At 50.8% G+C, this 22514-nt stretch carries 20 protein-coding genes; 18 read left to right on the forward strand and 2 right to left on the reverse strand.

The genetic code is table 11. From position 1 onward, the window contains the following. Positions 1-10 precede the first annotated feature (10 nt). The 3 genes from WFJ73_RS14055 to WFJ73_RS14065 all read left to right on the forward strand — a co-directional run bounded on the left by WFJ73_RS14055 (position 11) and on the right by WFJ73_RS14065 (position 3165). The gene (locus WFJ73_RS14055; RefSeq protein ID WP_336774011.1) at positions 11-1003 is read left to right on the forward strand and encodes an ABC transporter permease; all 993 of its coding nucleotides are present in this window, start codon (positions 11-13) and stop codon (positions 1001-1003) included. A 177-nt stretch (positions 1004-1180) separates the two neighbouring features. Then, positions 1181-2167 (forward strand): ABC transporter substrate-binding protein, encoded by a 987-nt coding sequence (locus tag WFJ73_RS14060; RefSeq protein ID WP_442955955.1) that lies wholly within the window; start codon positions 1181-1183, stop codon positions 2165-2167. Between the two features lie 131 nt (positions 2168-2298). Further along, on the forward strand, positions 2299-3165 hold the full coding sequence (locus WFJ73_RS14065) for a YitT family protein (RefSeq protein ID WP_336773670.1): 867 nt from the start codon (positions 2299-2301) through the stop codon (positions 3163-3165). Between the two features lie 5 nt (positions 3166-3170). On the opposite strand, the gene WFJ73_RS14070 is transcribed toward WFJ73_RS14065, so the two are convergent. Beyond that, positions 3171-3902: a glycerophosphodiester phosphodiesterase gene (locus WFJ73_RS14070; RefSeq protein ID WP_336773671.1), complete on the reverse strand. Its 732-nt coding sequence runs from the start codon at positions 3900-3902 to the stop codon at positions 3171-3173. Positions 3903-4072: 170 nt separating this feature from the next. Here WFJ73_RS14070 and WFJ73_RS14075 point away from each other — a divergent pair, with 170 nt between their 5' ends. From WFJ73_RS14075 to WFJ73_RS14125, 11 genes are all read left to right on the forward strand, one after another. Beyond that, positions 4073-4411, forward strand: a complete 339-nt coding sequence (locus WFJ73_RS14075) for a metal-sensitive transcriptional regulator (protein ID WP_336773672.1) — start codon at positions 4073-4075, stop codon at positions 4409-4411. Between the two features lie 20 nt (positions 4412-4431). Further along, a complete protein-coding gene (locus WFJ73_RS14080) occupies positions 4432-4632 on the forward strand; it encodes a copper ion binding protein (RefSeq protein WP_127495379.1) in 201 nt (66 codons plus the stop codon). A 467-nt stretch (positions 4633-5099) separates the two neighbouring features. Continuing rightward, positions 5100-6026, forward strand: a complete 927-nt coding sequence (locus tag WFJ73_RS14085) for a hypothetical protein (RefSeq protein WP_336773673.1) — start codon at positions 5100-5102, stop codon at positions 6024-6026. 67 nt (positions 6027-6093) lie between these two features. Continuing rightward, entirely contained in the window at positions 6094-6834 is a 741-nt protein-coding gene (locus WFJ73_RS14090; protein ID WP_336773674.1) for a GTP cyclohydrolase II, read from the forward strand. An 84-nt stretch (positions 6835-6918) separates the two neighbouring features. Then, a complete protein-coding gene (locus tag WFJ73_RS14095) occupies positions 6919-8295 on the forward strand; it encodes an AraC family transcriptional regulator (protein ID WP_336773675.1) in 1377 nt (458 codons plus the stop codon). Between the two features lie 199 nt (positions 8296-8494). Beyond that, positions 8495-10024: a response regulator gene (locus WFJ73_RS14100; protein ID WP_336773676.1), complete on the forward strand. Its 1530-nt coding sequence runs from the start codon at positions 8495-8497 to the stop codon at positions 10022-10024. Beyond that, positions 10024-11820 (forward strand): sensor histidine kinase, encoded by a 1797-nt coding sequence (locus WFJ73_RS14105; protein WP_336773677.1) that lies wholly within the window; start codon positions 10024-10026, stop codon positions 11818-11820. Before WFJ73_RS14100 ends, WFJ73_RS14105 begins: the two co-directional genes overlap by 1 nt. Before the next feature lie 18 nt (positions 11821-11838). Further along, entirely contained in the window at positions 11839-13398 is a 1560-nt protein-coding gene (locus tag WFJ73_RS14110) for a response regulator transcription factor (RefSeq protein ID WP_336773678.1), read from the forward strand. A 91-nt stretch (positions 13399-13489) separates the two neighbouring features. Continuing rightward, the gene (locus tag WFJ73_RS14115) at positions 13490-15211 is read left to right on the forward strand and encodes an ABC transporter substrate-binding protein (protein ID WP_336773679.1); all 1722 of its coding nucleotides are present in this window, start codon (positions 13490-13492) and stop codon (positions 15209-15211) included. An 83-nt stretch (positions 15212-15294) separates the two neighbouring features. Continuing rightward, positions 15295-16257 (forward strand): ABC transporter permease, encoded by a 963-nt coding sequence (locus WFJ73_RS14120; protein WP_015846864.1) that lies wholly within the window; start codon positions 15295-15297, stop codon positions 16255-16257. Positions 16258-16273: 16 nt separating this feature from the next. Next, the gene (locus WFJ73_RS14125; protein ID WP_015846863.1) at positions 16274-17176 is read left to right on the forward strand and encodes a carbohydrate ABC transporter permease; all 903 of its coding nucleotides are present in this window, start codon (positions 16274-16276) and stop codon (positions 17174-17176) included. A 544-nt stretch (positions 17177-17720) separates the two neighbouring features. Here the strand turns inward: WFJ73_RS14125 and WFJ73_RS14130 are convergent. Further along, a complete protein-coding gene (locus tag WFJ73_RS14130) occupies positions 17721-17864 on the reverse strand; it encodes a DUF6254 family protein (protein WP_164775478.1) in 144 nt (47 codons plus the stop codon). Between the two features lie 128 nt (positions 17865-17992). On the opposite strand from WFJ73_RS14130, the gene WFJ73_RS14135 reads away from it, so the two are divergent. The 4 genes from WFJ73_RS14135 to WFJ73_RS14150 are packed head-to-tail and all read left to right on the forward strand — an operon-like array spanning position 17993 to position 22264. After that, a complete protein-coding gene (locus WFJ73_RS14135) occupies positions 17993-19522 on the forward strand; it encodes a spore germination protein (RefSeq protein WP_336773680.1) in 1530 nt (509 codons plus the stop codon). Between the two features lie 26 nt (positions 19523-19548). Beyond that, positions 19549-20724: a Ger(x)C family spore germination protein gene (locus WFJ73_RS14140; protein ID WP_336773681.1), complete on the forward strand. Its 1176-nt coding sequence runs from the start codon at positions 19549-19551 to the stop codon at positions 20722-20724. Further along, positions 20725-20958 (forward strand): hypothetical protein, encoded by a 234-nt coding sequence (locus tag WFJ73_RS14145; protein WP_248757883.1) that lies wholly within the window; start codon positions 20725-20727, stop codon positions 20956-20958. It begins immediately after the preceding gene. 1 nt (position 20959) lies between these two features. Next, positions 20960-22264 (forward strand): GerAB/ArcD/ProY family transporter, encoded by a 1305-nt coding sequence (locus WFJ73_RS14150; RefSeq protein ID WP_336773682.1) that lies wholly within the window; start codon positions 20960-20962, stop codon positions 22262-22264. Positions 22265-22514: the final 250 nt, after the last annotated feature.

A 22514-nucleotide genomic window follows, 5' to 3' on the forward strand; every position in this document is an offset into this window, starting at 1 on the left:
AAAAGCCGAAATGGCGCAGCTTGGCGGCAAGCAGACCGCGATTATTCTGAAGCCGGGCGTTCTGCAGCAGGTGCTTGCTTTTGCCAGTCTGATCGTCCTTATTCTCGTATTCACCTTTTCGTCCAGCAACTTTTTTCAATTCTCCAATATCGTAGGGATTCTGCTCTCAACCGCGGTGACCGGTGTTCTGGCGCTGGGCTCTACGTTTGTCATTATTACGGGCGGCATTGATTTGTCGGTCGGAACGGTGATGACTTTAAGCGCGGTAATGACAGGGGTGTTTATTACGTACTGGGGGCTGCCGGTTCCGATTGGCATTATCGGGGGCATCCTGACGGGCGCCGTTTGCGGGCTGCTCTCCGGCGTGATGGTTGCCAGGCTTAAGATCCCGCCGTTTATCGCCACCCTTGCCATGATGATGATCGCCAAGGGCCTTGCCCTTGTCATCTCCGGCACGAAGCCGATCTACTTCAACGATCATCCGGTATTCAGCGAGGTGTCGCAGGGCTCGTTCTTCGACAAGCTTATCCCGGGCTTTGCCATCCCGAATGCGGTTGTCATCTTCTTCATCGCCGCCATTATCGGAAGCATTCTGTTGTCCAGGACAATCGTCGGCCGTTATAACTTTGCCCTCGGCAGCAATGAGGAAGCAACCAGGCTGTCCGGCGTTAACGTGAACTATTGGAAAATCGTAATCTACACTCTTACCGGTGTCTTCACCGGTCTGGCGGGCATTCTGATTGCTTCCCGGCTCAACTCCGCGCAGCCTGCGCTTGGGGCCGGTTACGAGCTTGAGGCTATAGCGGCGGTTGTGATTGGCGGCACCTCGCTTAGCGGGGGGAAGGGGACGATCGTCGGTACGGTTATCGGCGCTCTGATTATGAGCGTGCTGACGAACGGCCTTCGCATCTTGTCCGTTCCGCAGGAATGGCAGACCGTTGTGGTCGGCATCGTCATCTTGCTTGCGGTCTACGCGGACATTCTGCGCCGCCGCAAAGCGTAATTCCGGTTCACGCTAGAAACGCTGGCGCCTTCGCAAGTCTTGCGGACCGAAGAGCCAGTGATTCTATATAGGATGATTGAGTCCAAAGATCTTATTGAATCCAAAGATCTGATTGAATTCAAAATCAAAGGGGAGATTTCGGTGAAAAAGGTTACGGCATTGCTGGCAGTTGCGTTAATGACGGTTGTTATGCTTAGCGCGTGCGGGTCGAATAACTCGGACAGCTCGAAGAACACGGGCAATACGGGCAGCAAACCCAGCGCGAACAACGGGGGGACCAAGGCAAGCGGAGACAAAATTTATATTCCGATTATATCGAAGGGCTTCCAGCATCAATTCTGGCAGGCGGTTAAAGCCGGCGCGGAGAAAGCCGCCACGGAGTTCAACGTGGAGATCACCTTCGAAGGACCGGAGACCGAAGCGCAGGTCGACAAACAGATCGAAATGCTGCAGGCGGCTCTAGACAAGAAGCCTAGCGCGATTGGTTTTGCCGCTCTCGACAGCCAGGCTTCCGTTCCTCTCCTGCAAAAAGCGAAGGATGCCGGCATTCCGGTTATCGCCTTCGACTCCGGCGTAGACAGCGATATTCCGATCACAACCGCTTCAACCAATAACGTAGCCGCCGCTGCTCTTGCTGCCGACAAAATGGCGGAGTTAATCGGCGGAGAAGGTGAGATTGGCGTCATTGTGCATGACCAGACCTCCGTTACCGGCGTTGACCGCCGCGACGGCTTCGTGAACCGGATCAAAGAAAAATATCCGAATATTAAGATTGTCGACATTCAATACGGCGGCGGCGACCATCTGAAATCGACGGACCTCGCGAAAGCGATGATTCAGGCGCATCCGAATATTAAAGGCTTCTTTGGCTCGAACGAAGGCTCCGCGGTTGGCGTGATCAACGCCGTAACCGAGCTGAAGAAGGAAGGCCAAATTACCGTAATCGGCTTCGACTCGGGCAAAGCGCAAATCGACGCGATCAAGAGCGGCGTTATGGCCGGAGCCATTACGCAAAATCCGGTCGGCATCGGTTACGAGACGGTTAAGGCAGCCGTCGAAGCGATTCGCGGCGAGAAGGTAGAGTCCACCATCGATACGGGCTTCTATTACTACGATAAGTCCAATATCGACAGCGATGAAATTAAAGCGGTACTATACGAATAAGCAGTAAAATAGTGGAACATAATAGCAGTCGGGTGTCATATAAGATGACGCCGGCTGCTATTTTTTGACCGCATTTTTTTGAAAAGACCTGAGGATTGTGTTACCCTAAAAAGAAAAGGCTGGAGGTCACGATGGCAAAAGAGCACAAAAAAATATCTGCATTAGAGATTTTTAAAAGGGCCGTTTTTATCACGATAGGTTCCGTATTAATGGGTGTATCACTGGAATTATTCCTCGTACCGAATGATGTAATCGACGGTGGTATCACCGGTATCTCCATTATGGTATCCGAATTAACCCACTTGCCCCTTGGTCTATTCATCTTCATCCTGAACATTCCGTTCCTGTTCATCGGGTTCAAGCAAATCGGCAAAACGTTTGCCGTATCCACTCTCTACGGTATCGCCGTTATGTCGATTACCACTCAGCTGCTTCACCATGTACACGCATTTACCGAAGAAAAACTGCTGGCCGTCCTGTTCGGCGGGATCATTCTTGGAGCCGGCGTTGGTCTGGTTATCCGGTTCGGCGGTTCCCTCGACGGCACGGAGATTCTTGCGATTCTGGCGTCGAAAAAATTCGGCATGCCGGTCGGACAGATTATCATGATCGTCAACGTCTTTATTTTCGTCCTCGCTGGATTCGTGTTTGAATGGAATTCCGCGATGTATTCGATGGTCACTTATTATCTCGCAACCAAGGTTATGGACATTGTTGTTGAAGGTATCGAGGAATCCAAATCCGTCACGATTATTTCCAGCGCGTACGAAGAAATCGCCGAGACCATTATGACCCGCCTGGGACGCAGCACGACTTATATTCAGGCACGCGGCGGTTACTCCAGAGAAGAGACGCAAATGGTTTATTGCGTAGTCAGCCGTCTGGAAGTGGCGAAGCTGAAAGCGATCGTGCACGATATTGATACAAGAGCGTTTATCGCGATTGAAAATGTTGCCGACGTACAAGGCGGCGGCTTTACGAAGAAAAGCATCCACTAAACGGATTAAAGCTTGTTTAGCAGAGCAGTGAGCCGTTCCGGGTAATCGGTAATGATCCCTGCGACTCCCGCCTGGATCAGACGTTTCATCTCGGCCGGTTCATTGACCGTAAACACGTTATAGATAACGCCATGCTGGGCGGCTTCCGCAACCCAGCCCGGCAGCACGGCAAAATGCGAGGCATGCAGGGCGGAAGCTCCAATCGACAAGGCGTATTTCCACGGACGGTATAAGCCTTCCATGTACAAGATGCCAGTCCGAATTTCCGGAGCCAGCCGCTTGCATTCGATAAGCGAATAATGATTAAAGCTGGAGATAATCACCTGATTCTCCAAGCCGCAAGCACGAACGGTTTCGATGACCTTTTGCTCCAATCCGGGGTAAGGTACGATGCCGTTTTTTAGTTCGATGTTGATGATCGCCCCGGTCTGCTTGGCGAGGTCCAGAAGCTGTTCCAATGTGGGAATTGTTGCGTCCTTGAAATGCGGAGAGAACCAGCTGCCGGCGTCCAGCTGCAGCAGGTCATCGGACAACGTATCCGCAACAAGACTGTTCACGCCGGTTGTCCGCTTCAGCAATTCATCGTGGATGAGCACCAGCTTGCCGTCCTTGGTCATCTGCACATCGGTCTCGATTCCCGTTGCGCCAAGCTCGATTGCCTTCTCGAAGGCGATCATCGTGTTCTCCGGATAATTGCCGGAGGCTCCCCGGTGCGCATAATTCACAAGCGTAGTCATAACCGTTCTTCCACTCCCATCTCTATCATAAAATTGAATTGATTTAACTTTACTTCCGATTTGTTTGCGGCATATTAATCTTAATGATGTTTATGCTCAAATTGCGGATTGCATACCCCTAGGGGGTATGATATGATAAAACTATGCCATACCCCCTGGAGGTATTTAAGATGATTGAACAAGAGAAGACCGAGCATTGCCATTCTAACGAACCGGAACAACAAGGTGCCGAGCGGAAGAGCCATCATTCCGATAAGATGAAATCCAATCTCGTTTCGCGCCTGAACCGGATTGAAGGTCAAATCCGCGGCGTTAAGGCGATGATCGAGAAGGATACGTATTGCGATGATGTGCTGAACCAGATTGCCGCGGTGCAGTCTGCGCTGAACAGTGTTGGGAAGCTTCTGCTGGAAGGTCATCTGAAAAGCTGCGTGATCGAGCGCATTCAGGCGGGAGAAAGTGAAGTTATTGACGAGCTGCTCGTTACCGTAAATAAATTAATGAAATAAGATCGGGAGGGATTTGTATTATGGCGAACGTTACGTTGAAGGTTGAAGGCATGTCTTGCGGACATTGCGTAAGCGCGGTGGAAAAGGCCGTTACCGGAGCAGGCGCAAGCGGCTCCGTGGATTTGGCTGCGGGCAAAGTAACCGTTCAGTACGACGAGAAAAAGGTTTCGCTTGACGCGATCAAGGAAGCGATTGAGGATCAAGGCTACGATGTCGTTTAACCCGCTGTAAAGAGGCGCTGCCAGCTCCGACGGAGCCAGGCAGCGCTTTTTGTTTTGTTAGTTCGGTCTGGATGAGCTGCCCTTACGTTGTACTTTATGCAGGATAATGAGGCATCTTTGGTCGACGCAAGGTTCTACGTTGCACGGAATGCAGCATATCAAAGAAAAATGGCCCGAAATGACTCCAATAGGGGCAATATCCTGCATTCTGTGCAGCATAACACGCCTGTTTCATTGATTTGGGCTAATATCCTGCATTTCGTACAATATTACTTTTCCGGTCAGCAGTCAGGCAAGAGAGGTACATCCCCCAACATCCGGCAGCGCGTGCGGATTCAATCATTTTAAAAGCCCTCAAGCCCCTTATCTATGCGGGATTGGGGGCTTTTTGCCTTCTCCCTAGGTGATTAGCTTATACCGGCTATGGGTATATTGTTAGGGATAAATGGAAGGGGCGAATATAGCGCATGATGCATAAACGCAATCGGAAAAATCGAAATCGCACGTTACATATCGGACTTATGGCCGTTCTTTTGTCGGCTGCTTATACATCCAGCCAAACAGGCTGGGCCGCTTCCGGTTCCGCAGCAGCAGCTGCTGCGTCCGCATCCGGGGTAACCTTCAATCAAGCCGACGCGGGGCTAACGGGCGACACTTCTTCCGGTCATGAGCATCACCATGCTCATGAGGAAGGGCATAACCGGAGCACATCCGTGCAATGGAGCTTTTTGCCAAGCCAGCCGGAGGCCGGCAATAGCGCAGCTATCCAGCTTAATTTCAAGGATGCGCACGGCCGCCCGGTTCAAAGCTTTGCTCTTAACCACGAGAGGGAGATCCATCTCATTGCGGTCAGCAGCGATTTAAGCGAATTTCAGCATCTTCATCCGGTTGATGAAGGACAGGGTCATTTTACGGTAGAAACCGTCTTCCCGAAAGGCGGAGCTTATAAGCTTTTTGCGGATTTTGTCCCTGTGGGAGGCACTCATCAGGTTGCTCAGACGGAAGTGACAGTTGCGGGCAAAACAGCGGCAGCCGTTCCGCTTGTACCGGACAAGAAGCTTGTTAAGACGGCCGAAAATACGGTGACAACGCTGCAAACCGGCGAGCGGAAAGCGGGGAAAGAAACAACGCTCGCTTTCTCCTTCAAGGATGCCAAGACGGGCAAACCGGTGCAGGATATGGAGCCCTACCTCGGTGCTGCCGGACATGTGGTAATCATCAGCTCGGATCTTAAGCATTATTTGCATGTTCATCCGAAGGAAGGGCAGACGGCGGGACCGGAAGCTTTATTCGCGGCGACGTTCCCTGCTCCGGGGCTTTATAAGGTATGGGGTCAGTTCCAGCGCCACGGCGATCAATTTACCGCTTCCTATACGATAAAAGTCGGCGAATAAGCATAGCAGCCCTTGTCCTTGCGCAACCTAGGTCAATAATGGAAGCGAAGGGATGGTCTAGAGAACCATGAATGATAAGGTTATTTCGATTCTCGAAGGGAGAATCCGGCATATCGACAGCGAGGACGGGGAGATTTATTTGGTTGGCCCCATCAAGCTGCCGGTTAATCTGGATGATCAAACGGCTATATTTCATTGGTATTGCTGGCTGTTATGCAAGGAGGAAGTAAATAAGCTCGAGGATATTATAGATAAGCTGTCCGGCGCCAATCTCGCGGAGATGCAGCAGTCGAGCGTGCTTGTCTACGGCGATTTCGAGCATGCGGACGAGGCGTTTATACGGATGCACAGCATCTGCCATACGGGAGACATATTCGGCAGCAAGCGCTGCGACTGCGGTTACCAGCTCCATCAGTCGATGAAGATGATCGTGGCGCATGGGACGGGAGCGCTTTTTTACCTGGCGAATCATGAAGGACGCGGGATCGGGCTGTTCAGCAAAGCGATGGCTTATTTGCTTCAGGAGCAGGGCTATGATACGGTCGAGGCGAATTTGAACCTCGGCTTTGTGGATGATGCCCGCAACTACGGCGATGCCATCCGGGTGCTGCGCTCCTTGCGGCCGAAGGATAAGCCGGTTACCCTCATAACGAACAACCCGCGCAAGCTCGACGCGCTGCGCAATGCCGGGCTTGACGTATCTGACCGTATCCCGCTTTGGGGAGATGTGTCCGAGTATAACGAGAAGTATTTGCAGACGAAGATCAACCGTTCCGGTCATCTGGTCAGCGGTTGTCCGGAGCAGTAGCGGCATTCCATATTATGAGTGCGTCACATCCCTGTAGTTCCTGTGATATAATTCAAGAAAAAGCACAGGAAGCGGTGAGATCGCGTGACTTGGCAGACGAATCGGGACGGGGAAGTGCCGGAGGTCATTCATGAAATCATACTTGAAAGCTTTCGGCTTGCCTTTCAGCTGTTAGGCACGCATTGGCGCACCGTCGGAAAGGGCTGGTCCTACAAGGAGCATCAGCATCCGCTGCTGGAGCTCAATATCGTGCTTCAGGGGAGCCAGTCGACCGTGATCTCCGGCAAGGAATATATCCAGCGGGCAGGGGATCTGCTTCTGATCCGGCCGGATGAGGTTCATCACAGCCGTAATGCGTCGGATGAACCGATGACCTATTTTTCGATGCACCTGGATGTGGACGACCCGGATTTGTTCTGCTTGCTGAGCCGGATCGAGCAGCATTTGTTCCGGGCGGAATCACGAGCCGTGCAGCAGCTGATGCCTCATATCGAAGAACTAATGGAGATCTGCTCGGCTGAACCGGAAAATGATCCCGTTAGGCGGCTGGATATCCGGGTGAAGGTCATGCAGATTCTGCTCATTCTAACTATGGAGGCCAGAAACCTGACTGAGCCCCATACGGGAATTGCCGGAAGGCCGCAGGGCGAATCCTCCGTTCCCTTGTTGCGCCACCGCGAGCAAAGCTCCCTGGAGAAGAAGGTTCAGACCTTGTTCTCCGAGCCGTACATGCGCGAGGTTCAGAGGGATGAGGCAACCCTGCCTTCCTTCCGCTGGGCGGGAGTGTTTACGTTTCAAATGGAGGACAAGCCGTTCTGGCAGTCGACGGACCGTTTCTGGATGAAGGAACAGTTGACCGAGGATATGAAGGAGCTTGGGACAGTCGTTGTTGTCGACGATCCTCCCTTTATGAATGCAGCCGTTCTGACCTTGAGGCATGCGGTTCCGAATATGGAAGAGATCGTGCTCAAGAAAAAGAGAGAGCTTGAAGAGCGCCTGGGCATTACGATCAAGCTGGGTTTTGGCGGGATTACCGCGGCGGTGTCGGAGCTCCGTTCCTTGTACCTCAACAGTCTGCGGCAGCTGGGGCATTCGGAGGAAACGGACGGGAAGCTGCTCCGTTACGAGTTCGTGAGCCGCATTATCCGTTCGGCGATGAAGATTATGGAGGCCGAGTACGGGGACAAAGGGCTGTCTCTCGTCAGTCTGGCGAAGCGGCTTGGCGTAACGCCCAATTATTTAAGCAATCAGTTCAGCTCGCAGACCGGCGCTACGTTTACTCATCATTTGACGAGCATTCGGATCCATCAGGCCATCCGGCTTATGAGAGAGACGAATTTAAAAATATATCAGGTCGGCGAGCTTGTCGGTTATGCCGATCATGCCTACTTCAGCCGTTTATTCAAATTGACGGTGGGGGTCAGCCCCGCGAAATACCGTCTGTCCGAGCAGTCATTTTAACGGATTCGGGCGAACGCCTCAGTACCCCGGGTAACCGGGGTTGTGAAGTTTTCTTGCAAAATAAATCGTAAACGCTTACATTTTATCTTAAAATAATCCAATAAATCTTAACTTTTTAACATTGCTGATGATTTAACCCTATGTGACACTGAGTTTAGGTATTGACGACGAAGATAAACGCCTGAAAGGTGGTGCTCGCATGTACAACGTACTTGTTGTAGATGATGAACCGTTTATGCTGGAGGGCTGGAAAACCATGGTGGATTGGGAATCGCATGGGTTCCGGCTTTGCTGGGCGGTATCGGACGGCAGGGAAGCGCTTGAGGTTATGGAGCGGGAAGTGCCCGATCTTGTATTTACCGATCTGCAGATGCCGGTTATGGATGGGCTTGAGCTGATCCGGCAAATGAAGCAAAGCCAAGGGCTGAAAGAGATAAAAACGGTGATCGTGAGCGGGTATTCGCGGTTTGATGCCGCGCAGTTTGCGATCCGTCATCAGATTGAGCAGTACCTGTTAAAGCCGCTTATCGAGGAAGAGATTCATGAATTGCTCGATTCGCTTCGGGTAGACATGGATCAGCGGAACAGCATGGAGGCATCGGCCAGCGAATCGTTGTCCATCGTATTTGCCAGAGCGCTGCAGGAGGAGAACGAGGAGGCTCGGACAGCCTTGACCTCCCATCTGGGGTGCTTGCCGGAGGCGGCGGGGAGACTGATTATTTTAGACGCAGCGGGCGGGAAGCCTGGCCCAACTATGGAAGAAGTGGAAGCTGAATTGTCGGGACTGCCGGCTGGCTGCGGATGCATGGAGGAGCCATCGGGTTCAATCGGGCTGCTGGTATGGTCCCTGCAGCAGGATGGCCAGGAAGAGGGACTAGACTCGGGCGTTAAGCGGATGGCGGATAGGCTTTCCGGCCGGTGGCCTTTTTGCTCGATTTATGTTAGTGGAGAAACGCGGGGCTGGCGGCAGCTAAGGCAGCTGTATACGCAACTTCAGGAGCTCCGAAGCAGGGGCTTGCACAAGGGACGGGCGGGTGTTTTTTGGTATGAGCACAGGGATGAGCATACGCATTGGCGGTGGGAGGAGGCGGCGAGCCGGGCTGAGGCTTTATTGGCGGCGGTAGAACGTAACAAGGTTACTGAAATCGAACAAGCTGCCAGCGCACTCGTTGAATTTGTTGAAAGAACCCATAAACCGGCAAGCAGCTTGACGGCATCTCTCTCTTATCTGCAGGGCGGACTGCTCCGCGCTTATCATAAAGCCGGCGGGGATCCGGCGAATCCGCCGGAATGGATTCTGCCTTCATACGGCATGCTGGGGAATGTGCGGGAACAGTTGTCGGCAGCGTGCCTGCAGGCAGCCAGGCAGATCGACGAGCTGAACGGCAAGAGGCCGGAAGGCAGGCTCCAGGAGGCCGTTGCATACGTTACCGGTCATTACCGGGAGAAGCTGCAGCTGAAGGACCTTGCGGAGCTGTTCCGCCTAAATCCGGTCTATATGGGCCAGCAGTTCAAGAGGGTAACCGGTTATTGCTTTAACGACTATATGCATCTTCTGAGGATCAAGGAAGCGAAGAAGCTGCTGCTTCGAACGGATCTGAAGGTGTCCACAATTGCGAACGAGCTTGGCTATCACAGCACGGAATACTTTGGCTCCGTCTTCAAGTCCCTGACGAAAGTATCGCCCTCGGCTTATAAATCAAACCAAAAAGGGGATTGTCTTGAGTGATGAACAGGCTGTTTTCGAATAAAATCAACGATATTCCCCTGAATCTGAAGTTTCTAATGATTTACGTGTTGTGCATCCTCATCCCCATTATCGGCATTAACGTTTTTTTCTACCAGCAGAACTCGGACAATATCCGGATCCGCGAACAGGAGAACCTTCGCAAATCGATGGACCGGGCCGCGGCGGAGCTGCACAGCATGATTGACGAAAGCGTTGCGGTAAGCCATTCCATCGAAGGCGATGATTCCCTGAACGAGGTGCTCGACAAAACCTACGACAGCCCTGTCTCCTCTTACGAGAGCTATGACAGCGTTCTTCGCAATAAGTTGAAGCGTTACATGCCCGTTTACCCGAACATTTTGGAAATCCGGATTTATACGTACAACCATACCATTCAGACCGGTAACAATTATTATGTCATTAATGCCCCGGAAGAAAAAAGTCCTTGGCTGGGGCCATTGTTAAGCCAGCCGGGCCACGCTTTCCGTGTCATTGCCTATTCAGAGGCATCGGGAACAACAGGCCTGGCAAAGAAAATAAGCGTCATCAGCGACATGGATCAAGGCTTCAGCATTGTAAAGCCGCAATACCGCAAATTTCTAAGGATCGATTTGAACGTAGATAAAATCTACGATATTTTGAGCAGGGAAAGCGACAGCCTGCAGCTGGAGCTGGTAAACGAGCAGAATCAGGTTGTGGCGGAGACGGGCGGCCGCGGCAAGTCGGTTTATGATGCCGATATGTCGGATTGGACAAAGGGAGACGTTTTTGTATCCAAGCTAGGCACAGTCAGTTACGTGCAAGGATGGAAATTGGTTGGCAGGGCTAACAACGACCGGATTACGACTCTTCTGGATGAAGCGCGGCGTTCCATTCTGTGGCTTGCGGTCATAAGCACGCTTATTCCTTCGCTGTTAATATTCGTTATGCTCCGTTCCTACCATTATCGGATCAAGAAGTTGGCCCGGCATATGGACCGCGTACGCAACGAGCGGTTTGATCAGGTCACTCTCCCGGAAGGGAAAGACGAGATTGGCGGTCTTATTAACACCTACAATATGATGACCAGGAAGATCAATACGCTGATTAACGACGTCTACAAACTCGAAATTCATCAGAAAAGTCTGGAGGTCGAGCGGGTGCGGATGGAGATGAATATGCTTCAGAGCCAGATGAATCCGCATTTCCTGTTCAACACTTTAAATGCCCTTCTTGTTGTGGCGACGAAAAACGGTTACAAGGATGTGACCGAGATCATAAAAAGCCTGTCGCTTCTTCTCCGGAGGCTGCTCCGGCGGGCAGACGATCTGGTTCCGCTGAAGGAGGAGCTGCAGTTCACCCTGATGTACCTGCAGATTGAGAAATTCCGTTTCGGCGATCGGTTTGATTATGTTGTCGATATCGATCCGCTTGCGAATGACGTCCGGGTACCGATCATGAGCATTCAGCCGCTGGCGGAGAATGCCTGCAAGCATGGGCTGCAGGCGATTAAAGGCGGAGGAGCCGTCAGAATCGAAGCCCGCATGTCCGAACGGGGGTTAACAGTCTCCGTAGCCGATAACGGAATCGGCATGGAGCAGGAGGCACTGGACCGGATTCAGCAGGCGGTCCGTTCGGAGCATGCGATGGAAGGACATGTTGGTCTGCGCAACGTGTACCGGAGGCTGGAGCTCTTTTACCATGAAAGCGTACAATTCCGGATGATGAACGGCCCGGAAGGCGGGCTGACCGTGAGCTATCAAATTCCGCTCCAGCAGCTTGAGAATAACCAGACAAAGCCGGGTGCGGCTTCGTAATTGGAAAGGGGGAGCAATATGTACCGTGTCCTGCTTGTTGATGATGAGCCGTTTGCAATAGAGGGTCTTCAATTATTAATCGATTGGGAGAAGAACGGATTCGAGGTGGAATCGGTCTGCGGAGACGGTGAAGAAGCAGCCCGCCTGATCCGGGAATCCAAGCCCGATTTAGTCGTTACGGATATTCGCATGCCGATCATGGACGGATTGGAGCTTATTTCCCAGATGAGGCTGGAGGGCCATAAGCAGACTAAATTTGTCGTGATGAGCGGCTACAGCGATTTCGAATATGCAAGGCGCGCTTTGCATCTGGGCGTCTCGCATTATTTGACGAAGCCGATTATGAGCGATGAAGCCGATGAAGTACTGGAATGTTTGAATAAAGTATTGGGGGAAGAGACCCGCAGGCAGAAGGCTGCCCGCTATACGGAGCGCTGCGCACAGCGACGCGCGTTAACCGCATTGCTTCGGGGCGAAGAATTGTCCGATGCCGACCAATCTTCGATTAAACGCATCTCCGCGGATGCTGCCGGATGGACATGCATACGCGTTGCGGTGGACGAATCGGAATTAGCATCCGCGGCGGAAACCGTCGAGGAATGGCTTGAGAAGAGGCAAGGCGAAGGGAGAGTCGGAGGCAGCATCGTGGATCAAGAGCCGAACTCTATCGGGATGGCCTGCATACTCCGGGACGACAGCAAGTCGGCCATGCAGGATATGGCAGAGCTTCTTTACAAAGCGCTCCGGGGAGCGGTTCGCGGAAGCCTCAGCATGGTAGTCGGCAGTCTGGTGAAGGAGCCGGCGGAGCTTGGCATCTCTTACCGGCATGCGGAGGAAGCGGGTGCCTATCTCTTTTATGACCGTAGAGAGAGACCTCTGTACTATGACGAGATCAAGGAGCAGGGCTTTGGCTATGATTCGCATCTATGGGAGGCAGCCGAAAAAATCATAGAGGCGGTTGAAACCAATGATGAAGGTCGGATTGTAGAGCGTTTGCAGCAGATCTTTGATCATTTTGCCGGCAAAAGGACGATGCCTTCCTTGATCTCCGCCTTTTCTACCCACATTATGGTGCAATGCTCCGGCATCTACAAAGAGCTTGGCGGGGACGCGGACCAGCTGCTGGAGAAAACCGGGTATCCGCTTGTTGGGGCGAATGAACATTCCTTGCTGAAGCTGCATGCGTTTTTACTGAGCTTTTGCCTGTTGTGCCGGGAGGAGTTGTCATTGTGTCGAAACCGGCAGCAGGGGGGGACCATCGCCAAGGTAGAGGAATATTTGCGCCAGCACTACTGCGAATCCGTTACGGTGAAGGAGATAGCGGAAATCTTTTATATGAATCCGGTCTACCTGGGGCAGGCTTTTTCGAGAAAATACGGCGTCAGCATTCATGAATATATTCACCATCTGCGGATGAACGATGCGAAGAAACTGCTCCATGACCAGGATATTTCGGGGGCAGCGCTGGCAGAGAGGCTTGGTTATTGCAGCTATCAGCATTTCTTGAAGCAGTTCGAGAAGCGTTTCGGCATGAAGCTTGCCGAGTATAAAAAAACAATACCCCACCTTAAATCGTAGGGGTATAATGCTTAACTCTGATTATGATGTAAACGCATTCAAATGCTTCATAATGTAGAGGTAAGCACACAATCCGTAGGAGGAGAAGCAAATGGGGGTTAAAGCAAAAAAGCCATTATTGACAACTATGGCAGTCGCGGTTGCCTTGAGTTTAACGGTTGCAGCGTGCAGTAACGGCAATAACGGTGGCAAAAATAGTAACAGCGACGCGTCCACTGCGCCATCTGCATCTGCGAACGCAGGCAATTCGGGCACAAATGCAACGGATGAGGCATTGAAGCCAATTGAGATCTCCGCTTTTATCGGGGCTCCTGGCCAATCGCCAACACCGGACAACAAGCTGTTCAAAAAAATTAAAGAAGATCTAGGCATTACGTTTAAGACGGAATTCCTGGTAGGCGACCTTGAGCAAAAGCTTGGCGTTATGATTGCCGGCGGCGACTATCCTGATTTGATTACCGCGGACCCTAAGCTTGTATCGGCGGGTGCCGTTATTCCGCTCGAAGATCTTATTGAGCAGTATGCTCCGAAACTGAAAGAGCATTACGCGAAATACTGGAACCGGATGAAGGATCCGTCCGACGGCCACATTTACTGGCTGCCTAACTATGGCGCTTATCAAGGCAATGTGAACGAAACGTTCTACAGCGGTCCAGCCTTCTGGATTCAAAAAGCCGTACTGAAGGAATTCGGTTATCCTAAACTCCAAACTCTTGATGATTATATGAAGCTGATCCGCGAATATCAGGCGAAATACCCGGAAATCGACGGTCAGAAAACAATCGGCTTTACGACACTCGCTTCCGACTGGCGGACATTTGGCCTGCTGAATGCGCCTGAGCATTTGACGGGGCATCCAAACGACGGCGGCGTTGTTGTAGACAATGGCGTGGCAAGCGTTTTCGCAACACAGGATATTTCGAAACGTTATTACAAAGAATTGAACGGCCTGTACAATGAAGGGCTGATGGATAAAGAAGCTTTCACTCAAAACTACGACCAGTATCTGGCGAAGCTGACTCAAGGCAATGTCCTCGGTATGTTCGACCAGCACTGGAACTTCCAAACCGCGGAAGATTCCCTGAATACGCAAGGCAAATCCGACCGCACTTATGTAGGCTTCCCGCTTGTTTATGACACAAGCATTAAGGACTACTACCGCGACCGCGCCGTTATCAACTTGAACAACGGCTTTGGTATTTCGGTAGACGCGAAGGATCCGAAACGCATTATTCAAGCGCTTGAACAGCTGATGGACGAGAAATACCAGAAGATGTTCACTTGGGGCGAAGAAGGCGTTGACTATCAAGTTGGCGCAGACGGCAAATACACCAGAACGCCTGAGCAACGCAAAAACTACGAGGATCCGGCTTGGAAGCTTGCCAACCTCGGAGACGGCATTTACGGATACCTGCCTAAGATTGAAGGTACTTTGAGCGACGGCAATGCAACATCGCCGGGCGGAGACCCTGTAGAATTCTATGACAGCTTGAAAGATGTCGACAAGGAAGTATTGAATGCTTACGGCCACAAAACATGGACGGAATTCTTCACGCAGCCGCCGGATAACCCTGTTTACTACCCGGCTTGGCAGATCGACCTGATTGACGGCTCCGATGCTTCGATTGCCAATAAGAAAATGACGGATGCTTCGTTGAAATTCCTGCCTAGAGCGATTATGTCGAAACCGGATCAATTCGATAAAGTATGGCAGGATTACGTAAACGAGTATAAGAAAATCAACGTAAAAGCCTACGAGGACCGCATTAACGAACAAATTCAATGGCGTATTAAAAATTGGAGCAGCAATTAATGTAAGGCAGCAGAAAGCGGAAGGGATGAAGCAGACTGCCTCAGCCCTTCCGCTTTATCTTTGGAGCGGAGGAAGGAAGAGAGATGGCGAAACCCGTAGATACTATAGCTGTAGAGGCTGCTATCCAGCCTAAGAAGACCCGCAAATCCAAGCGGTTCAAAAACCAGGGTCAGCTTATGTGGATGTCGCTGCCCGTACTCATTTATGTCATGCTCTTCTCGTATTACCCGATTTGGGGCTGGACAATGGCTTTCCAGAATTACAAGCCGGCAAAATCTTTTGGCGAGCAAGAGTGGGTTGGCTTAAAGCAGTTTAAATTCTTGTTTACCGATGACAGTTTCTTGCGCGTTTTGCGCAATACGATTGGCATGAGTGCCATTAATATGGTATTAGGCTTCGTAACGGCCATTATTTTCGCGATTCTGTTAAATGAAGTGAAGAACAAGCTGTTTAAGCGTTCGATTCAGACGATTTCGTATTTGCCGCATTTTCTATCGTGGATTATCGTAACTGGAATTGTTGCAACTTCGCTGTCCGTGGATGGCGGTATCGTCAATGAAGTATTGATGAAGCTTGGGATTATTCACGAGCCTATCATGTGGCTTAGCGAGCCTAAATATTTCTGGGGTATTGTTGGCGCATCGCATGTATGGAAAGAAGTCGGTTGGAATGCAATCATCTATTTGGCGGCGATTACCTCGATTGATCCATCCCTGTATGAGGCGGCGGAGATTGACGGGGCTAACCGTTACCATAAGATGTGGTATATAACGCTGCCAGGCATCAAGTCCATCGTTATTATTTTGCTCATCATGAACCTGGGCTGGATTCTGGAAGCTGGCTTTGAAGTGCAATATTTGCTTGGCAATGGCGTTGTAGTCGATTGGTCGGAGACAATAGATATCTTCGTTCTAAAATATGGCCTCAAGCAGGGCAACTATTCGCTTGCAACCGCAGCAGGTATATTCAAGACGGTTGTCAGCATCACGCTTATCTACGCCGCCAATACGATAGCGAAGCGATTCGGCGAAGAAAGGCTTATTTGATAAGGAGGGGATTACAATGAGAAAAAGAACACTTCAGCTTGAGCCGGCGATTTTTGGTACAGTCAATGCCATCATCATGATATTGCTGGCCGTAGTTACGCTCTACCCCTTCTTGAATACGCTAGCCGTATCCTTTAATGCGGGGCTTGATACGATTCGGGGCGGTATTTACGTCTGGCCGCGGGAATGGACGCTTCAGAATTATAAAGCGGTATTTGTAACGGGAACCGTGTTTAATGCCTTCTTTATCTCGATCGCGCGTACCGTATTGGCAACCGTGCTCAGCTTGTTCCTTACGACGATGCTTGCTTATACGGTAAGCCGCAAGGAATACGCTTTCCGTAAGGCAATAACGATTATTATCGTAATGACGATGTACTTTAACGCGGGTCTGATTCCGTATTACTTCTTGGTTAAGGACCTTCACCTTCTCAATAACTTCCTGGTTTACATTGTTCCTGGTCTGGTCAGCGCTTTTAACATGATCGTGATCCGTACCTATATCGGGACTCTGTCGGAGAGCCTGATCGAATCGGCAAAAGTAGACGGTGCTGGCGACTTCCGCATCTTCCTGCAGGTCATTCTGCCGCTTTGCCAGCCGGTACTCGCAACGGTAGCCTTGTTCGTGGCGGTAGGACAGTGGAACTCCTGGTTCGATACGTTCCTGTTCACCTCTTCCAAGCAGGAGCTTAGCACGCTTCAGTACGAGCTGATGAAGCTTCTCTCATCGGCCATGAACTCCAACAGCAATCCGGCTCTGCAAAACGGTGGCGATGCCAGCGCGGCAAAGGCAATGGTTACGCCTTTATCGATCCGCGCTGCCATTACAATCGTCGCTTCCTTGCCGATTCTAGTTGTCTATCCGTTCCTGCAGAAATACTTCGTTGTAGGCATGCAGCTCGGCGGCGTAAAAGAATAACCGCACGACAAAAAGACCATCCTAAGGGGCATTGCCCTAAAGGGTGGTCTTTTTTGTCGTGGTTAAAGAGGCGACTGCGCATTGAGCGCTATTCAAGTTAAAAGAGGCGAACTGCGCATTCGAATGTTCTTCCGATCGCCATTGCTCGAGGATTCCTTGAATCAACGGTAAGGTGGGAATCCTCGAGCAAAAGCGAACGTTACACTTCTCCAGAATCATTCGAAATGCTCCGTCTGCCTTTTAACCATATGTGTTGAGAAAAGGTGGGGAGCTCAGTTACAAGCTTACTGAGCATTATGTAAGATCGGTAGTCAGGGTGAGCTGACTGCCGACACGGCCCAAAAAAAGAAAAGGTGAGGGAGCGAAGCGGAAATAACGTACTGGAGAAACAGAGTGTTCGCCTTTGCCCCCGAATTTCATCCGCAATAAGCGGATTATAATCGAAGAAATTCGGGGGCAACAGCGATTGGAGAACGTTATTTCCGTGCAGCGGCTGTATACCTTTATCCTAACGGTATTTCACAAACTGCGCAGCAACCTCACCTTAGTAAATCTCTACATCATTAGGATTAGTCCGTCCAACTTCCTTGCTTAATTCATCGAAGGATTTCACTTTGCCATGCGTTGGATGCTGCGTATGCTTACGCTGCTTCCAAGCGTTCTCGCGGCGGTTTTTTGGCGATGTCATGGTTCATTCCCTCCCTTCCTAAGCAATAGGTTGCGCTTTGGGCGCCGAATCATGCAGAAGAGAACGCTCATCATAATTTAGGCGAAATAGGTAATCATAACCTATATTAATGAACGGTGGTGACAACAGTGCCGACGAAAACCAAAGTCAGAAGCTTACCCGAAGGAAAATTGGATCATCACGCGATTAACAAGTTCCAGGATGTGCCCATCCGGCCAACTCTTGAAGCGAACGGCAAAATTATGGAGGAGCTCTTTAAAGACAGCTCGGATATCGTCATGCGCGAATTCGAGATCGAAAATGGTCCCAAGGCTCTGCTCTGCTATGTGGACGGGATGGTTACGACCAGTGCCGTGGATGCGGCGATGAAGGCGCTTATGATCCTTGAGGGCGGCGAGTTTACCATTGACTTGATAACCGAGCATACGCTTCCGGTTGCCCAAGCCTCCAAGATTCAGTTCTACAAAGAGCTGCTTACCAACCTGTTGTCGGGTGACAGCGTGCTGTTCGTTGACGGGCAAGATACTGCGGTCTGCCTAGGCCTCAGAGGCGGCATCCGCCGCAGCGTAGCCGAACCCGAGACGGAAACCGTCGTTCGTGGTCCGCGCGAAGGCTTTAATGAGCATCTCCGTACGAATACATCGCTTGTGCGAAGCAAGATCAAGTCGCCGCGGCTCAAGATGAAGTCCTTCGTTATCGGAACCGAGACGAATACGAACGTAATCCTTACCTATATGGCCGGAATCGTTAACCCCAAGCTGCTGCAAGAAGTGGAAGACCGCTTAAGCCGGATTCATATCGACGGCATATTGGAGAGCGGTTATATCGAGGAGTTTATCCAGGATCAAGGCTTCTCTCCGTTCCCTCAAGTGCAAACGACGGAACGTCCGGACACGGTGGCGGCATCGCTTCTGGAAGGCCGGGTTGCCATCCTTGTAGACGGCACGCCTTTTGCCTTGATCGCTCCGTTTGGCTTCTGGCAGTGGCTGCAGGCAAGCGAGGATTATTATGAGCGGTTTATGGTAGGCACTTTATTGCGGTGGCTGAGATTATTCAGTTTGTTTGTCGCCTTGTTTTCCCCGGCATTGTATATCGCGGTTTCTACCTATCATCCGGAGATGATTCCGACCAACCTGCTGCTAAGCATCGCGGCCTCGCGCGAAGCGATTCCTTTCCCCGCCGTCGTGGAAGCGTTAATTATGGAGATCGCCTTCGAGGCGCTTCGCGAAGCGGGCGTACGGCTGCCCCGAATTGTCGGTCAGGCCGTCAGTATCCTGGGAGCGCTTGTGGTTGGCCAGGCGGCGGTTCAGGCCGGTATCGTGTCTGCCGCAATGGTTATCGTGGTCTCGATGACAGGTATCGCTTCCTTTACTTTGCCCCGCTACAATGCGGCGATCGCCATTCGGATGCTCCGTTTTCCAATCATGCTGCTCGCTTCGGTCTTTGGCTTGCTTGGGGTCATGATCGCGGCAATGGTTGTTGTTGGTCACTTGGCAAAGCTGACGACGTTTGGCATTCCTTATCTGGCCCCGGTTACGCCGGTTGATCTAAGCGATATGAAAGATGTCATGGTTCGCGCGCCTTGGTGGAAGATGCGGAGGCGTCCGAAATATTTGACTCCCGACAATCTTCAACGCCAGCGTCCTCAGCCCGAATAAGCAGGAGAGGAGTGTCCTATATCCGTATGAAAATAATCCGATTATGGCGTTTGGTTTCCATCAGTGTGTGTATAGGCATGCTCCTCACGCTGACGGGCTGTTGGGATCGGCGTGAAATCAACGACGTCGCTTTTGTGTTGGCTAGCGCCATCGATAAAGAAGGCGACAGCTTCAGGGTTAGCGTCCTTATTCCGCTTCCAGGCAATATGGGAAGTATGGGTGGCGGAGGCGGCTCCGGCGGGCAAAAGCCGTTCGCCATCAAGACCGAAACCGGCAAAACGGTTCGCGAAGCGGTCTCGAAGCTCCAGTTCCGCCTGCCAAGACATCTGTTTTTCGGTCATCGGCGCGTCATTATTATTGGTGAGGACCTGGCAAGGACCGAAGGGGTAAAAACGGTTATCGATGCCTTGACCCGTACGCCGGAAAATCGGCTAACCGCCTTTATAGCCATAACAAAAGGCAAAGCGGTTGATGTATTGAATGCCGATACGCGTCTTGAACGCTTCTCCGCGGAATCGATGCGGGAGCTGCTTCAATCCGAGGCGAGCGTACGGATATCCGTGAAGGACATCATCAGCAAAATTATCGCGGTTGGCGAGGATGCCTTTTTCCCTTATGTAGAGAAAGTAAAGACAAGGATTAAAGGCTCCGAGGCGGAGGATGTTCTCATCGAAGGTTTTGCGTTAACGAATGACGGCAAAATGACAGGGGTAGCAAAAGGGAGCACGGCTATTGGCCTCAGGCTGCTCAATCAACAATTCCGTAAATACGACGAGACCTTTAGCGACCAAGGAAATTACCTTACATTAGCCATCAATGAAGCTAAGATTTCTATTAATCCAATCATTCAGAATGACAATATTACCTTTCGTATTCATTCGAAAGTGAAAGTCAGCGTTAACGAAGACAGGAACCTGAACAGAAACTATGACGATTACGAGCAGCGCAAGCAGATCGAGCAACTGGTGTCCAAGCGGGTGGTGGAAGACATCAAGCTCGCGTTGGATAGCATGCAGCATGCCAATTGCGATGCCGTCGGATTTGGACTTCACGTATACCGTGCTTATCCTCAAATATGGACTAAGCAATACCGCAACAATTGGGATACGATTTTCCCAAAGGTTAAATTCGAAGTTTCTGCAACGGCGAACCTGTACAGGTTCGGGATGACCAGCGAGAATCTGGGAAGGAAGGATCAATAAATGGATTTAGGGTTTATCGTTTTTGTGATCTTTCTAGTGATTGGCACGGCGATGGTGAAATGGAAAAACATGAAAAACGGATCAAGCAAGGCGATGTTTTTCACAGTGGTGGGTGTCATCGCCCTGTTAATCGTTTTCTGCGTCAACCACAAAATATACTCCATTATGAACATTACCTTCATGCGGGCAATGGTCATGGGCATTTACGTTCTGATGAGAGGGCAGGGGGTCTAGAATGCAGGACCGGATGAAAGTTACGACCTTACAAATGTCAATGCTTGTTGGATCATTGCTGATTGCTTCCAATATGAATACGATGCCAACAGCTATTACGATGGCTTCCGAACAGGATGCTTGGTACGCCTATTTATTTCCGATTCCGTACGGCATCTTTATGGCGTATTTGCTGTGGAGGCTGATGCGCTTCAACCCGGAAAAAAATATGTACGAAATGATGCAGTATTCCTGCGGCAAATGGCTTGGAGGGTTGCTGAACGGGATATTAATTGCGTATCTGACGCTCGATTTAATTAGCCAGCTGCGCATATACAGCGACTTTTTCAGCTCTTCCATCCTGCTGCGAACGCCGCAAATTTACATATTGCTCATGACGATGCTTCTATTGGCCTATTATGCTGGGGGGTCCATGGAGCATTTGTTCCGGACGAACGTTGTGTTCATCACGTTATTTCTTTCCCTCTATGTGTTGACGCCGCTGCTGCTGTTGAACGAGATTGATATGCAGAAGCTGAAGCCATTTCTAAGCGGCGGCATTGCCCAGCCTTTAAAAGGGGGAGTGCTCGCCTTAGGCTCCTTCACGGATTTGATCATATTCGGCTCCTTCCTGCATCATGTAAGGAAGCCTCGCGATATCTACATAGCGATGAAAATGGGCGTCATTTACTCCTCTATGATGTTAACGATCTGGCTATTTTGCGTCGTTAGCGTCGTAAGCCCGATTCTTTCCTCAAGGGTTCTCTACATAGGCTGGATTCTGGTGCAGCAGATTCACATTACCGATTTCCTGGACAGGATCGACTTGTTCCTTATATCGCTATACGTGCCGGTCCTGCTGATCAAATACGCCGCGCTCTACATAGCCATCCTGACAGGAATTGCGTCCTACACGAAGAAAAAGAAATTCGATTTTATCAATTTGCCAATGGGGATCGTCATTACGATACTGGCGGCCATTTCATTCGATAATACGGATGAAGTTTCGTTATTTTACGCTTTTGGCATGCTGCCGTTATCGTTTGGCGTACAGATCCTGTTCCTTGGAAGCCTGTTTATCGGACTTGCCGTCCGGAAGAAAAAGAGTATGCCGCCCGATATGAAAATATCCGGTTACGGAATAGGGGTATGGCTGACGCTGGCCGGCGCGATCATCTCTGTGCTTGCGGGTACGATGGTTGGCAATGTGCGGGGGATTTATGGCGATATTGGTGCCACCTTGTTTATTTGCTTCCTTGTGTTATGCGTCTTTCTGAGCTTCAAGGAGTACAGCAAAGGGTTTGCGGCAAGAGAAAAAAACGGCTAGAAATGGATAACGGCACCCATAAGTGGGTGCCGTTGGCTTGTGTACCTTATATTTAACCTCGGCGGCTTATACTTTCTTGCAGCATGATGCTGACCGCGTGGTTCATATCCCTTGTTAATTGCAACAAGATTTGTGTGAGATGTTCATCTTGCGCATACTCTGGGTTGCTTTGTGTAACGGACAAAGCAGCTTGTAAGCATACTTTAAAACAACGAAAGCCCTGCCTCTCTTCCGTCCTTGCGGCTCCTAG

Origin of the sequence: Paenibacillus sp. MMO-58, assembly GCF_037146255.1 — a bacterium.
Classification (GTDB): Bacteria; Bacillota; Bacilli; order Paenibacillales; family Paenibacillaceae; genus Pristimantibacillus.